General features: G+C 65.8%; 14 protein-coding genes, 1 tRNA gene and 1 pseudogene. 10 read left to right on the top strand and 6 right to left on the bottom strand.

Features of this window, described 5'->3' with window-relative positions; all coding sequences use genetic code 11:
- The first annotated feature begins 20 nt into the window (after positions 1-20).
- The 6 genes and pseudogenes from G6N59_RS20210 (at position 21) to G6N59_RS20225 (ending at position 5,282) form a co-directional block, all read left to right on the top strand.
- A complete protein-coding gene (locus tag G6N59_RS20210) occupies positions 21-557 on the top strand; it encodes a CHAP domain-containing protein (RefSeq protein WP_163911525.1) in 537 nt (178 codons plus the stop codon).
- 38 nt (positions 558-595) lie between these two features.
- Complete coding sequence (locus G6N59_RS30605; RefSeq protein ID WP_170212343.1) at positions 596-766, top strand: hypothetical protein; 171 nt, start codon at positions 596-598, stop codon at positions 764-766.
- Between the two features lie 39 nt (positions 767-805).
- On the top strand, positions 806-1,405 hold the full coding sequence (locus G6N59_RS20215) for a hypothetical protein (protein ID WP_138228604.1): 600 nt from the start codon (positions 806-808) through the stop codon (positions 1,403-1,405).
- Positions 1,401-1,495: pseudogene (locus G6N59_RS30715) on the top strand (IS21-like element ISAau2 family helper ATPase IstB); the annotation flags it as partial. The gene G6N59_RS20215 and the pseudogene G6N59_RS30715, both read left to right, overlap by 5 nt.
- Positions 1,496-1,694: 199 nt before the next feature.
- Complete coding sequence (locus tag G6N59_RS20220) at positions 1,695-3,329, top strand: fatty acyl-AMP ligase (RefSeq protein ID WP_138228605.1); 1,635 nt, start codon at positions 1,695-1,697, stop codon at positions 3,327-3,329.
- 114 nt (positions 3,330-3,443) lie between these two features.
- Entirely contained in the window at positions 3,444-5,282 is a 1,839-nt protein-coding gene (locus G6N59_RS20225; RefSeq protein WP_138228606.1) for an SLC13 family permease, read from the top strand.
- Between the two features lie 159 nt (positions 5,283-5,441).
- Here the strand turns inward: G6N59_RS20225 and G6N59_RS20230 are convergent, their stop codons facing one another.
- Together G6N59_RS20230 and G6N59_RS20235 are read right to left on the bottom strand one after the other, a co-directional pair.
- The gene (locus G6N59_RS20230) at positions 5,442-6,632 is read right to left on the bottom strand and encodes an IS481 family transposase (RefSeq protein WP_138228607.1); all 1,191 of its coding nucleotides are present in this window, start codon (positions 6,630-6,632) and stop codon (positions 5,442-5,444) included.
- Between the two features lie 113 nt (positions 6,633-6,745).
- A tRNA-Arg gene (locus G6N59_RS20235) sits at positions 6,746-6,818 on the bottom strand.
- Positions 6,819-7,159: 341 nt separating this feature from the next.
- On the opposite strand from G6N59_RS20235, the gene G6N59_RS20240 reads away from it, so the two are divergent.
- Positions 7,160-7,933 carry a hypothetical protein gene (locus G6N59_RS20240; RefSeq protein WP_138228636.1) on the top strand — a complete coding sequence of 258 codons (774 nt, stop codon included), beginning with the start codon at positions 7,160-7,162 and terminating at the stop codon, positions 7,931-7,933.
- 27 nt (positions 7,934-7,960) lie between these two features.
- On the opposite strand, the gene G6N59_RS20245 is transcribed toward G6N59_RS20240, so the two are convergent.
- Positions 7,961-8,266 carry a hypothetical protein gene (locus G6N59_RS20245; RefSeq protein WP_138228637.1) on the bottom strand — a complete coding sequence of 102 codons (306 nt, stop codon included), beginning with the start codon at positions 8,264-8,266 and terminating at the stop codon, positions 7,961-7,963.
- Positions 8,266-8,661, bottom strand: a complete 396-nt coding sequence (locus G6N59_RS20250) for a heme-binding protein (RefSeq protein WP_138228638.1) — start codon at positions 8,659-8,661, stop codon at positions 8,266-8,268. The genes G6N59_RS20245 and G6N59_RS20250 overlap by 1 nt, the downstream gene beginning before the upstream one ends.
- 176 nt (positions 8,662-8,837) lie before the next feature.
- Between G6N59_RS20250 and G6N59_RS20255 the strand changes: the two genes are divergently transcribed.
- Positions 8,838-9,233 carry an ArsR/SmtB family transcription factor gene (locus tag G6N59_RS20255; protein WP_138228639.1) on the top strand — a complete coding sequence of 132 codons (396 nt, stop codon included), beginning with the start codon at positions 8,838-8,840 and terminating at the stop codon, positions 9,231-9,233.
- A gap of 5 nt (positions 9,234-9,238) precedes the next feature.
- Positions 9,239-10,207, top strand: coding sequence for a cation diffusion facilitator family transporter (locus G6N59_RS20260; protein WP_138228710.1), 969 nt, complete (start codon positions 9,239-9,241; stop codon positions 10,205-10,207).
- Here G6N59_RS20260 and G6N59_RS20265 read toward each other — a convergent pair.
- Both G6N59_RS20265 and G6N59_RS20270 read right to left on the bottom strand, forming a co-directional pair.
- Complete coding sequence (locus tag G6N59_RS20265) at positions 10,204-10,635, bottom strand: ester cyclase (protein ID WP_138228640.1); 432 nt, start codon at positions 10,633-10,635, stop codon at positions 10,204-10,206. The genes G6N59_RS20260 and G6N59_RS20265 overlap by 4 nt on opposite strands.
- Positions 10,636-10,810: 175 nt before the next feature.
- The gene (locus G6N59_RS20270; RefSeq protein ID WP_133762257.1) at positions 10,811-11,173 is read right to left on the bottom strand and encodes an ArsR/SmtB family transcription factor; all 363 of its coding nucleotides are present in this window, start codon (positions 11,171-11,173) and stop codon (positions 10,811-10,813) included.
- Positions 11,174-11,256: 83 nt separating this feature from the next.
- Here G6N59_RS20270 and G6N59_RS20275 point away from each other — a divergent pair, with 83 nt between their 5' ends.
- Positions 11,257-13,188, top strand: a complete 1,932-nt coding sequence (locus G6N59_RS20275; RefSeq protein WP_275938272.1) for a heavy metal translocating P-type ATPase — start codon at positions 11,257-11,259, stop codon at positions 13,186-13,188.
- Positions 13,189-13,325 lie beyond the last annotated feature (137 nt).

Here is a 13,325-nt window from a genome sequence, read left to right on the forward strand (position 1 = left end):
CGGGGGGACGGATGTACGCCATGAGCTTCAGGTCGTATGCGGGTGGCATGCTCGCGGCCGCTTTGATCGCCGGCGCGGGGGTGGTGTCGGCGCCGCTGAGCAACGCCGATTCGCCGGTCTACGTCGACCCGACGGGTTACGGACAGCAGACCGGCCAATCCGCCGGCCAGCCGTCCTCCCTCCCCGGCCGAACCATGGGTGCGGTGCAGGCCTCGAACTCCGGGGGGCCGGGTCAGTGCACCTGGGGTGCATTGCAAAAGGCCTTCGAGAACGTGGGCTACTACCCGGACATCCACGGCAACGCGAAGCTCTGGGCCGACTCCGCCCGGTCTCGTGGCTGGACGGTCGTGGACGAACCGCAGGCCCGGTCCATCGCGGTGTATCCGTCCGAGCTGCCGGGCGTCAGTGAGTACGGGCACGTGGCGTGGGTGAATTCGGTGTCCGGCCGCTGGATCAACATCACCGAGATGAACAACGAGTCGCACGGTGGCCCGTTCGCCTGGTGGACCCGCGACACCCAGCACATCCCGGGGATGAGCTACATCCTGCTGCCGTGAATCGTCATCGGGTCAGGGTCGCGGAGTAGAACTGATACATGGGCAAACCCGTATTGCTCGCAGCGTATGCGCTGGCGATGATTTCGATCATCGTCGGTGTTGACGTTCTGCTGTTTCGCCACCAGTTCATGCCCCGTCTGATGGCCAATGTCGGGATCGTACTGATCTTCGGGGCGTGCTATCTGCGATTCATGACCTCAACCGACTGACGGTCCTGTCGTCCGCTCCCTTGGCAGTTGGTGTCCTCGATGAACAGTTCGTCGCGAATATCGAAGTCGACATGCTTTGCGGCATCACTGATGCTGGTCGGCGCGGTCACCAGCATCCCCACATTCGCGTCCGCCGCTCGCGCCGACGATCAGGCCTCGGCCTGCCCGGCAACTGGTCCCGGGCGGGGCGCCTTCCCCTTCCCGGTAGGGCAGGAATCACTGATGGTGGCGGGTACGCCGATCTCGGCCCTCGTGTGTCGCTATGCGGCGGATAATGTGGCCGACCAGGACCGACACCTGGTTGGGGCCGCGGTGATCGATGGCGGCCGGTTGTCCGCACTGGTCGCGGATCTGAACGCGGTGGGGCCCAACATCGTCGTCGGGCGGATGAGCTGTCCCTACGACGACGGGCAGCAGGAGCTGCTCATCATCGACCGGGCCGACGATGATCCGGCATACGTCACCGTTGACCTACTGGGTTGCTCGGTAGCGTCGAACGGGACATTGCGGTCCATGTTGCGCGGAACCGCCGATAGCCCAGGCGAGCGCGTCCGCGCCGTACTCGCCGCGGCTGTCGGTCCGCCCGCCCCACCTCGGCCGTCAACCTCGTCGACGACACGCCCGAGTCCGGCCCGGTAGGTTTCCCGCTGCCCGGTTCCCTTCTCGAAAGTCATTGGAAGAGTTCGACTTCGATCGTTCGAAGGACTCAAAAGCGACACCATCGCGCACTTTGCCTTCGGACACAGCCAAATTCGTGCTGTCATCTGTCTCAGAACGGCTACGATTCAGGTGGGAGAGGGGATCGCGCGAGGTTCGGCCGCAGTCGCTCATTCCGGCCTCGTCCCTGCACGCTGACGCAGTGTTGTCAACGCCTGCAGGCGAACACGACGCCCTCAAGCGCTAACGCGCCGTAGTCAGGGGAAGCCGTGTGAGCAAATTTACCGAGACGATGTTCGCAAACGCACAGTGCAGCCTCAAGGGCATGGTCACGGGTGAGCCCGACTCGCCAGTGCGGCGTACCTGGATCGAGGTACATCACCGGGCGAGGCACGTCGCGGGTGGGCTGGCGGCGGCCGGGGTCGGACATGGCGATGCGGTCGCGGTGCTGGCCGGCGCCCCAGTCGACATCGCTCCGACCGCACAGGGAGTGTGGATGCGCGGCGCGAGCCTGACGATGCTGCATCAACCCACCCCGCGCACCGATCTGCCGCGCTGGGTCCAGGAAACCGCCGCCGTCGTCAACATGATCGCTGCGAAGGCGGTGATCGTGTCCGACCCGTTCATGCCCGCCGCGCCGTTGCTGTCGCAATTGGGCATGCAGGTGGTAACCGTCGAGCAGCTGCTCGACGGTCCGTCGATCGATCCGCTGGATACCACCGACGACGACGTCGCGTTCCTGCAGTTGACGTCGGGATCCACCGGACCGCCCAAGGCGGTTCGGATCACGCACGCGAATTTCGTCGCCAATGCCGAGGCGATGTTCGCGGGCGCCAAAGTCGACACGGATTCCGATGTGATCGTGAGCTGGCTGCCCTGCTTCCATGACATGGGTATGACCGGCTATCTCGCCGTGCCGATGTACTACGGCGTGGAACTGATCAAGATAACTCCGATGGATTTTCTGCGCGATACGTTGTTGTGGGCCAAGCTCATTGACAAGTACAGGGGCACGATGACCGCCGCCCCGAACTTCGCTTACAAGTTGTTCGCCAAGCGGTTGCGTAGGCAGGCCACACCGGGCCAATTCGATCTCTCCTCGTTGCGCTGGGCGTTGTCGGGCGCCGAGCAAGTGGAGGCCGCCGACGTGGAGGACCTATGCGACGCCGGGGCGCCGTTCGGGCTGAAGCCAGAGGCCATTGTGCCGGCGTACGGGATGGCCGAGACGACGGTGGCGGTGTCGTTCACCGAATGCGGCGCCGGGATGATCGTCGATGAAGTCGACGCCGATCTGCTCGGAGTTCTGCAGCGAGCGGTGCCGGCGAACCGGGGCCATACCCGGCGGCTCGTGTGTCTGGGCCGGCCGCTGCGCGGCATTCAAGCGCGCGTCGTCGATGAGGACGGCAGTGTCTTGGCGGCCCGCGGTGTCGGCGTCATCGAGGTGCGCGGTGAGCCGGTAACACCGGGGTATACGACGGTCGCCGGATTCCTCTCGGTTCAAGACGACCAAGGCTGGTATGACACCGGGGACCTGGGCTACTTGACCGAGAACGGCAGCATCGTGGTGTGCGGCCGGGTCAAAGACGTCATCATCATGGCCGGGCGCAAAATCTACCCGACGGACATCGAGCGAGCCGCCGCCCGCGTCGAGGGCGTGCGACCGGGCGGTGCTGTAGCGGTGCGATTGGACGCCGGGCTGTCGCGCGAGACTTTCGCCGTGGCAGTCGAATCCAAGAGTTGGAGTGAACCATCCCAGGTGCGGCGCATCGAGCGGCAGGTGGCGCACGAGGTGTTCGCCGAGGTCGACGTCCGGCCGCGCAATGTGGTGGTGATCGAGCCCGGAGTGATCCCGAAGACGCCGTCGGGCAAGCTGCGGCGCGCGCATGCGCTGGCGCTCGTGAACTGATCAGCGCGCAATGAGCGGATTGCCGGCAGCTAGGGGCGACTTCCATCCGATCCGCTGCATCGGATGCTATTGATCAAGGATGCACGAATTCGTCAGCTGGTCTGAGGCTGTCCAGTGACTCACCAGATGTGGATCGTCGTCGGCATCCTGGCCGGTGCGGTTGGTCTGTTCGTGTGGGGACGTCCACGCGCCGACATCGTCGGCGTGCTTATCGTGGTCGCATTGATGACCTCTGGCGTGCTCACGCCCGCAGAAGCGTTGGCCGGGTTCGGCTCTCCGGTGGTGATCCTGTTGGCCGGCATATTCATCGTCAGCGCGGGTTTGGTCAACACCGGGATCACGCAGCGACTCGGTGAGTTCATCGTCAAGGTCGGTGGCCGCAGTGAATCGCGGCTTGTCGCGTTGATCATGGTCCTGTCTGCCGGCATCGGTTCGGTCATGAACTCGTCTGCCATCGTCTCGATGCTGATCCCCGTGGTGTTGACGGTCACTGCCGCAACGGGTTTGAACCGCAAGCGCATGCTGATGCCCTTGTGCGTGGCCGTGATGATCAGCGGCATGATGACGTCGATCGCGTCCTCACCGAACATCATCATCGAAGGCATCCTTTCCCAGCGCGGCATCACGCCGACGCTCGGCTTCTTCGGCTTCACGCCGTTCGGCGTCGTCACGCTCGTGGTGAGTGTCGTTTTCATGCTCGCCGTCGGCCGTAACCTGTTGAGCCGCAGAAAGACCGGCGCGGAGGATGCTAACGAGCTCTCCACCTTCGACGTCATCGAGTCCTATGGCTTGAAGCGCCGCTGGCATCTGCTGCACGTCTCCGATGACTCGCCCTTGGTTGGAAAATCGGTTGCGGCGCAACGACAGTCGCTGCGCGACCGCTACGGACTCGACCTTCTCGGATTCGAGAAACAAGCGCGTGGCACTGTCCGGTACCTGTCGGCACGGCCGGAAATCGTCTTCGAGGCAGGCGATCTCGTCTTCATTCTGGTCGACGAGCAACACACCGCCGCGGTGTCGGCCGACCTTCGCTGCCAGGTGACGGGTCCGCGTGCCGAAGATGAGCGTCGCGAGGTGCTGCAGAACGTCGGTGTGGCCGAAGTGATGCTGGCGCCGGAGTCGAAGTCCATCGGGTCCACGCTCGGCGATCTCGATCTGGCCACCGCCCACAACGTGACGGTCCTGGCGGTCCGGCACCGCGGACAGTGCATCACCGGCGACCTGACCAACCGCACCCTCGACTTCGGTGACGCGATGTTGGTGGGTGGCAACTGGGACGACATCGAGCGGCTCAGCGATTCTCGCCGGAACTTCATCCTGCTCAACCTGCCCGCCGAATACGAACAGCGGTTGGTCGCGCCGGGCCGGGCACGCGCTGCGGTGGTCATCCTCGTCGCGATGGTCACGTGCATGGCGTTCGGCTGGCTGCCCGGCGCCGACGCGGCACTGCTCGCGGCACTGGCCATGGTCGGTGCCGGTTGCGTGCGCGTCGACAGCATCTACCGGTTGATCAGCTGGAACACGCTGGTACTGATCGCCGGCATGTTGCCGTTGGCCACCGCGTTGGCCAAAACGGGGACGACGACGCTGATCGCCGGCCACTTGGTCGCCACCTTGGGCCGGCTTGGCCCGACCGGCATGCTCGCCGTGGTCTTCCTGGTGACGGCGGTGGTTGCCCTGTTCATCTCGAACTCCGCGACGGCAGTGCTCATCGCGCCGGTGGCCATCGAAGCGGCCCAGGCCTTGCACGTCTCGCCGCAAGGCTTCGCGATGACGGTGGCCATCGCCTGTTCCGCCGCGTTTGTCACGCCGGTGTCGTCGCCGACCAACATGCTGGTCATGGAGCCCGGCGGGTACAAGTTCTCCGACTACGCGAAAGTCGGCGTGCCCCTGCTGGTGCTGACCATGGTGATCACGGTGGTCCTGGCCAGGCTGATCTACCTACCGGGGTAGTGCCCTACGCCGAGCGTGGGGGTTGCTGAGACGACACGCCGAGGCGGGTCACGGCAGGTCCCACGCTCGGCGTACGACTGCGCGAAAAGTGCCCCTGTCGGGCTTCGGTTGATGGGTGACGGATCTGTGTCGGTTGATCCTTGACACTCGTGTTGTTGGTCAGGCCTGTTCGCGGTTGCGGCAGGCCTTCTTGTTTCGTACCTCGCCGGTGCTGTTGCGGGCGGCGGTTTTGACTAATTGCTCACCGACCCAGAACCGCAGCAGGTCCCCGTCGACATGCACGTCGCAGCGTTGCCCGGCCCAGTGCCTGCCAATGCTGACCTGCTGCCACGACACGCACACCACTCCGTTGGTGGTGACTCGCCGCGAGACCCAATCCGAGCCGTGACGCTGGTGTTCACGCGCCGCCTTGGAGGTCGACGGCGCCGCTGCCGGCGCTGCCGCGGTGAACCGCGCAGCCGGGGTGGCCATCTTCAGCGACTGGTGCGGCCGGGTGGTGTTGTACTCGAGCACCCACGCATCCAAGGCCCGCTGCGCCGCGTTCAGATTGGGGAAAGGCGCTGCAGTGGAAAGGAATTCGGCCCGCAGGCTGCGGTGGAACCGTTCGATCTTGCCGGTCGTGGTGGGTGAGCGTGGCTGGGTCAACAAGTGCTCGATGCCGTGCTCGCGGCAGATTGCGTCAAAGAGCACTTCCACCGGTGGGTGATTGAACCGGCCGGTGAACACCTTGCCGTTGTCGGTCAAGATCTGCTCCGGAGACCCATACCTGGCCAACGCATCGCGCAGCCCGTCGCACACCGCGCGGGTGCGTTCGCGGGCCATCAACCGAGCGCACACACACATCCGGGAGTGGTCGTCGATCCCGGTCAGCGCCTTCGCGCTGGTCCCGTCGGCCAGCGGGAATCCGCCCACGACATCCATCTGCCACAACTCCATCGGCGCGCCCCGTTCCCAACGTTTCCACTTGCGCGAACGCCGATCCCGCAGCGCCGGGTCGATCAAACCGGCCCGCACCAACGCCCGGTAGACCGCCGATTCCGACGGCACCGGGGACACCTTGCGTTTGGTCAGCTCGAACACCAACCGCCGCGGCCCCCAATACGGGCGTGAGCGCCGCAACTCCAGGACGGCCGCCTCAACCTGTGCCGGCATCTGATGCGGACACGACACCGGCCGATGCGACCGATCAACCAACCCGTCCAAACCCTCGGCCTCATACCGGGCCAACCAGCCATGCACCGTCTGGCGCGACACCCCAGCCTTCTCGGCCGCCTGCGTCACCGACAACCCATCACTGATCACCGCCAGCACCGTCTGATACCGCTGCTCAGCCACGCTCAACTCCCTCATCTAGGGAGTGTCAAGGATCAACCGACACAGGCGTAAAGCATCAGCCGAAACACTGTCAGCCATCAACCGAAGACGAAACGTCAACCATCAACCGACGTCATACACGCGAAAAGTGCCCCCGGCAGGATTCGAACCTGCGACACCGGCTTTAGGAGAGCCGTGCTCTATCCCCTGAGCTACGGGGGCGGGGACGCCTCATGGTAGTTGGCGAACTGGTCTGGACGGTATTTGGGCCGGCGAGCCCCTGCGGCCGGCGCGCCCGGATGCGGTCCGTGGAGGTCACGGCCTCGATGACAAGACTCTGGGTGAACGCGGACGCAGAAGAATTCGATCTCCGCACGGATCGGCCCCGCTCTCCCGCGGGAATTGGGCCGATCTATGCCCGCGAAGTGCAGATATTCAACAGTATTTACCGAATTGCAGAATCATTTCGGGCGAGCATCGGGTTCCATGGCCCTGGCGGAGCAAATGTCAAATCGCAGCAATCGTGGTAACGACGTTCTCGCGTTGTCTACACTTCCGTCCAAATGTGTGAATTTGACATGAACGCGTGCGATCCCGTCGATGTGGCGCACCAGCTCGACGCCGCGGGCGTCGCACGGGTAGCAAATGCCGTGCAATGGGACTGGGTGATCGATTCCCGGGCGGAAATCGACCGCTGGTTGGCCGAATATGGCGAGAAAGACCATTTCGTCACCTCGCCCCAGGATGGGCACCTGAAGTCGATTCAGGCGTTCATGGCCAGTGATTCAGTTCGCACTTTTCTCGACAACGTCGTCCGGCAGCGGTTCCCGGACCGTGACCACGAGTTGGCCGGTACCGCAGTGCGCATCGTGGCCGGGCCGCACGCCGACGGTGATGCGTGGTGGTTCCACTACGACGCCAGTGTCGTGACCCTGGTCGTCCCGCTGTTCATTCCTGACGCCGAACCGGGCCGGTCGGGAGAGCTTGTCGGTTACTTCAACAAGCGGCCGTTCCGCCGTTCGGTGATGGTCAACATCGTCGAGAAGATCGTCCACCAAAGTGCGACGTTCCGGCAGCGGATCATGGACAGCCTCGGGCGCAGCCACGGCCCGGCCATCGTCGACATGAATGTCGGTGACGTGTACCTGTTCTGGGGCTACCGGAGCCTGCATGCCAACATGCCGATCGCGTCGGGCCAGCGCCGGGTCACGCTGCTCATCCACTACGGGCAGCCGCATGAGCCCAGCGGCGCATTGACCGCGGCCAAACGCCTGCACTGGGCGCTGCGCGGCCGATCCGACGCAACGGACCAGCCGGCAGCCGCACGGGCGCACTGACCGGCGTGATCCGGGGCGGGTTCGCGTCTAGCGGCAGGTGTTGGCGCTGACCCAGCGCCCGTTCCAGCCCACGCAGCCCTGCACGGGCGGCGGTGGTGGGGGTGGCGGCGGCATGTCCTCGGGTAGCGGCGCGTAGTACGCCGGCGGCGGTACGTACGGTGCGACGGCGCCGAAGTCGGTGCATCCGCTGACTGTGATGCGCCGTCCGGCGCCGAAGCAGACATCGGCACTCGCGGTGCCCGCGGGGATGATGGCGAGCAATCCGGGTACGGCTGCGGTGGCCAGCGCGGCGGCGATCAGCCGACGACGGGGGCGTGACGAGGCGGCGGACATCATTCGCCCAGCAGCGGCCGGTCGGGCTGCGCCAGGCCGCAGCGCTCGCGGAAGTCGGTCATGGGCTGACGGATGGCCCGAAGTTCGTCGTGCGCCTGCGGGTTTGCGGCGAAGAAGGTGCGCACGTCGTTGGCGACCTCATCGCGCGGCTTGCCCTGCAGGCTGCCATAGAAGTCGTTGACGTCCGGGTGTGTGAACAGGTAGGCGGAGGCCGCTGCGGCGACACCTGACGCCACGCCGGCCAGGTCCGCGGGAGTGCAGTTGGGTGCCTTCGGTGCGTCGGCCAGCGCCTGGCCCGACATCGGCAGGGCTAGGGCCATCGGGGCCATCACGGCCATTGCGGCTCCTGCAGCAGCCACGACCGCCCGCTGGGCGACCGATTTGGTGAACACCATTGCCGTAATCCTTTCCGCAGTGCCAATTCGTGCCGGTTGACCACCGGACATAGCCGGACTGTAGCAGGCTGATTGACCCTGCCGACATTTTCTGCGGCAGCGCGGGCTACATCCGCACATGGTTGCTGACCACCGCTCCTCGGGTGGTGGTCCGGCGTACGGTCTATTATCTGCGTATGAATGCAGATAACCAGGTGCCGGCGCCGCTCGCCGATGATCAGGTGCGTCTGGTGGTCGAAGTGTTCCGGATGCTTGCCGACCCGACGCGCGTCCATCTCCTGTGGGCGCTGAGTGGTTCCGAGCTGTCGGTGAACGAGTTGGCGGAGCGCGTCGGCAAGCCGGCGCCGTCGGTGTCACAGCACCTTGCGAAGCTCCGGATGGCCCGCCTGGTGCAGACGCGCCGTTCCGGGACGTCGATCTTCTACAGCCTGGAGAACGAGCACGTCCACCAACTGGTGGTGGATGCGGTACACAACGCCGAGCATGCCGGTCCGGGTGTGCCGGCGCACCATCGGCAGGACCCCGATGTGCGGAGCCTGGATGCCGGTACGCGGAAGGTCCAGCGACGGTGAGCGGGCTGCACGACCATGACCATGCGCACGACCATGACCATGGCCTCTGGGGCGCGGTGAAGGGCATTTTCGCCCCGCACTCGCACGACGCGGCGGACAGCGTGGACAGTGCGCTGGAATCGAGCGCCGCCGGTATCCGGGCAGTGAAGATCAGCCTGCTGGTGCTCGGGCTCGCCGCCCTGGTGCAGGTCGTCATCGTCGTGATGTCGGGGTCGGTGGCCTTGGCTGCTGACACGATTCACAACTTCTCCGACGCACTCACCGCGGTGCCGCTGTGGATCGCATTTGCGTTGGGCGCCAAGTCCGCGACCCGCCGTTATACCTATGGCTTCGGCCGGGTGGAGGACCTCGCCGGGCTGTTCGTGGTCGCGATGATCACGCTGTCGGCGATCATCGCCGGCTATGAGGCGGTGCAGCGATTGATCCACCCGCAGGTCATCGATCACGTGGGGTGGGTGGCGCTGGCCGGGCTGGTTGGTTTCCTCGGGAACGAGACGGTGGCGGTCTATCGCATCCGGGTGGGTCGTCAGATCGGTTCGGCGGCGCTGGTCGCCGACGGTGTGCACGCCCGGACGGACGGTTTCACCTCACTGGCAGTGCTTTTCGGCGCCGGCGGCGTGGCGCTGGGCTATCCGCTGGCGGACCCGATCGTCGGGTTGCTCATCACGGTCGCGATCCTGGCAGTGCTGCGCACCGCGGTGCGAGATGTGTTCCGCCGCTTGCTCGATGGCGTCGATCCGGCCCTCGTGGACACCGCCGAGCGGTCCCTGGCTGCCGAACCCGGTGTGCGCTCGGTGCACAGTGTGCGGATGCGCTGGCTGGGCCACCGCCTGCATGCCGACGTCGAACTCGACCTCGATCCGGATCTCAGCCTGGCGCAGGCCCACCAGATCGCCCACGACGCCGAGCATCACCTGGTCCACGCAGTGCCGAAGCTCACGACGGCGCTGATTCACGCATATCCCGCACGCTAGAGGCGAATCGCGCCGAGCTGGCGCAGTTGGGTCAAGGTGTCGACCACACCCCAGACCTCGGCGATCTGTCCGTCGGAGAACCGGATGATGAATATCTCCTCGTATACAACGGCTTTCCCGGTCGGTGCGAGGCCGCGGTACTCGCCGCGGTGCGTCCCGGTCACCGTCTGGCGCGAGGCGATCTTGTCGTGGTCGACGATGGTGTCGTCGACCATGACGTGGATGTCGGGGAACGCCCGCAGGAGCAAGCGCCAGATCTGCTTCATCGTTTCGGGGCCGGACCCCGCCGTCAGCGGCGAGTGAACCACGGCGTCGGGCAGGAAGACTTCGTCGATGGTGCTCGCGATGTCGTCGATGTCGCCGCTGTTACAGCTGCAGTGGAATCGTTCGAAGGTTGCGATGTTGGTGCTCGTGGGTGTCGTGGACACGCGTTCTCCTTGCCTCGCGAATTACGTCGACTGTCGCAGTGATGGTTGGACGACCGCGTAGCCGGCATCTGCAGTGATGCACCCCTCGGCGAGGTCGAAGAGTGTGCGCACTGAATCGGAGTTCGGCTCGGCTATCGCTGCCCGCAGGTATGCGGTGCCGGTGTCCACCGGCAGGTCAGCCGGCGTCGCCCGCACGGTCCGCCAGCCCCAGTCGCAGGTGCTCGCTGTGGTAGACGGCCTCGTCCAGCAGTTGCGCGACGTGATTGTCGTACAGGCTGTAGACGATGCTGCGGCCACTGCGAGTGCCGGTCACGAGCCCGAGGTTGCGCAGCAGCCGGAGCTGGTGGGAGACGAGGGACTGTTCCAGTCCGATCGCGTCGGCGAGGTCGGTGACGGAGCAAGCGCCTTGGCGCAGCTCGGTGAGGATCATCAACCGGCTCGGGGTAGCGAGCGCCTGCAACGTCGTGGCCACCTGAGCTGCGGCGTCGGCGTCGAGACGCCCGGTCGGGCGATCACGCCCCTCGACACCATGTCCCATCGTCCCAGTGTACTAAGACACACACATGAAGACGTATTCATTTATTCTGATAACGTTGTTTGCATGCTTTTGCGAGGTGCATCGTGGCGACGGTGACTCAGGCCGACCGGCCGGCGGCGGCCGGCGTGGCGGTGAACCGGTTGCGTCGCGGCTGGTTCAATCTTCCCGAGATGCGCTGGGCTGCAGCGGCTCTGGCCATCTTCCTGGTCGGGCTGCTGGTGCAGCTGACCGGCGGCCCGGCGTGGGTGTGGTGGGTGCTGTATCTGGCCTGCTACGTGACCGGCGGCTGGGAACCGGCCCTGGCCGGATTGCAGGCCCTACGGGAAAAGACCCTCGATGTCGACCTGCTGATGGTCGTCGCCGCGATCGGTGCGGCGTCCATCGGTCAGGTCACCGACGGTGCTCTGCTGATCGTCATCTTCGCGACCTCCGGTGCCCTCGAAGCGCTGGCGACGGCTCGTACCGAGGATTCGGTCCGAGGTCTGCTGGACCTCGCCCCCGACACCGCGACGCGATTGACGGGCGGCGGTGAGCAGGTGGTGCCAGCCGCGGAGTTGGAGATCGGCGACGTGGTTCTGGTGCGGCCCGGGGAGCGGATCTCCGCCGACGCCACGGTGATCGACGGCGCGAGCGAGGTCGACCAGGCGACCATCACGGGCGAACCGCTGCCGGTCGACAAGGTCGTTGGTGACGCGGTGTTCGCCGGAACCCTCAACGGCACGGGGGCCTTGCGGATCCGGGTGGACCGCCGGGCTGCTGACTCGGTGGTCGCACGTATCGCCGCGCTGGTCGAAGAAGCATCCCAGACCAAGGCGCGCACCCAGCTGTTCATCGAGAAGGTCGAGCAGCGCTACTCGATCGGCATGGTCACCGTCACCCTCGCGGTGTTCGTAATCCCGCTGCTGGCAGGCGAATCGGTGCGGGAGGCGCTGCTGCGGGCGATGACGTTCATGATCGTCGCGTCCCCGTGCGCGGTGGTACTGGCCACGATGCCGCCGCTGTTGGCGGCGATCGCCAATGCCGGACGTCACGGCGTGCTGGTCAAGTCGGCGGTGGTGATGGAACAACTCGGTGCGACGACCCGGGTGGCCTTCGACAAGACCGGAACGTTGACGCGTGGCACCCCGGTGCTTGCGCAAATCCACGTGCTGGCAGGTGATTTCACCGAGGAACGCGTACTGACGCTGGTGGCGGCAGCCGAGCATCCCAGCGAGCACCCGGTGGGTGCGGCCATCGTTCGTGCCGCACAGGCGCGTGGCCTGGCGCTGCCGCGCGTCGCCGACTTCGTCGCAGAACCCGGCCGCGGAGTCCGGGCAACCGTTGACGGCCTGGCGATCAGCGTGACCTCTCCCGCGGCCGCTGCGGATAGCACTGCGGCAGCAGCAGTCGAACAGGGCGGCCACACCGCAGTGGTCGTCGCGGTCGAGGGTCGCACTGTCGCTGTCCTCGGATTGACCGACCAACTGCGCCTCGATGCCGCGTCGACGGTCTCGGCGGTCACGGCCGCGACCGGTCGCCAACCAGTGCTGATCACCGGCGACAACTATTCTGCCGCAAGACAATTGGCCGACGCAGTCGGCATCGCCGAGGTTCGCGCCGGACTGCTGCCGCACGACAAGGTCGACGCGGTCCGGGACCTGCAGGCCGATGGCAGTCGGCTGGCCATGGTCGGTGACGGCATCAACGACGCGCCCGCGCTGGCTGCCGCGAATGTCGGTATCGCGATCGGCGGCGCCGGAGCGGACCTGACGTTGCAGACCGCCGACGCGGTCGTCATCGGCGACGAGCTGCGTGCCATCCCGGCCGTGATCGCGCTGTCCCGCCGAGCCCGCCGCGTGGTGATGGCCAACCTGGCCATCGCGGCGACATTCATTGCCGTGCTGGTGGTCTGGGACCTGGTCGGAATACTGCCCCTGCCATTGGGTGTGGCCGGCCACGAGGGTTCGACGATCATCGTCGGGCTCAACGGGCTGCGGCTGCTACGGCGCGGCGCGTGGGGTGTACCCGCAAGTTGACGCTCGGTCGACAACGTGAAGTAGCAGTGGTCGGCGCTGGGAGCTGTCGCACATCGTGACATTGTCAACATGTGGTGACAGTGTCAGCACGAGCTGACAGCTCCAGATCGTAAGTGCCACAGGAAGAGCCGACACGC

The organism is Mycolicibacterium aubagnense, from assembly GCF_010730955.1.
GTDB classification, from domain to species: Bacteria; Actinomycetota; Actinomycetes; order Mycobacteriales; family Mycobacteriaceae; genus Mycobacterium; species Mycobacterium aubagnense.

Excerpts from the sequence above, each read along its gene's own strand:
- G6N59_RS20210 (WP_163911525.1), top strand. The coding sequence starts at position 21 with ATGAGCTTCAGGTCGTATGCGGGTGGCATGCTCGCGGCCGCTTTGATC.
- G6N59_RS30605 (WP_170212343.1), top strand. The coding sequence starts at position 596 with ATGGGCAAACCCGTATTGCTCGCAGCGTATGCGCTGGCGATGATTTCG.
- G6N59_RS20215 (WP_138228604.1), top strand. The coding sequence starts at position 806 with ATGAACAGTTCGTCGCGAATATCGAAGTCGACATGCTTTGCGGCATCA.
- G6N59_RS20230 (WP_138228607.1), bottom strand. The coding sequence starts at position 6,632 with ATGAGGGAGTTGAGCGTGGCTGAGCAGCGGTATCAGACGGTGCTGGCG.
- G6N59_RS20240 (WP_138228636.1), top strand. The coding sequence starts at position 7,160 with ATGTGTGAATTTGACATGAACGCGTGCGATCCCGTCGATGTGGCGCAC.
- G6N59_RS20245 (WP_138228637.1), bottom strand. The coding sequence starts at position 8,266 with ATGTCCGCCGCCTCGTCACGCCCCCGTCGTCGGCTGATCGCCGCCGCG.
- G6N59_RS20250 (WP_138228638.1), bottom strand. The coding sequence starts at position 8,661 with ATGGTGTTCACCAAATCGGTCGCCCAGCGGGCGGTCGTGGCTGCTGCA.
- G6N59_RS20255 (WP_138228639.1), top strand. The coding sequence starts at position 8,838 with ATGAATGCAGATAACCAGGTGCCGGCGCCGCTCGCCGATGATCAGGTG.
- G6N59_RS20270 (WP_133762257.1), bottom strand. The coding sequence starts at position 11,173 with ATGGGACATGGTGTCGAGGGGCGTGATCGCCCGACCGGGCGTCTCGAC.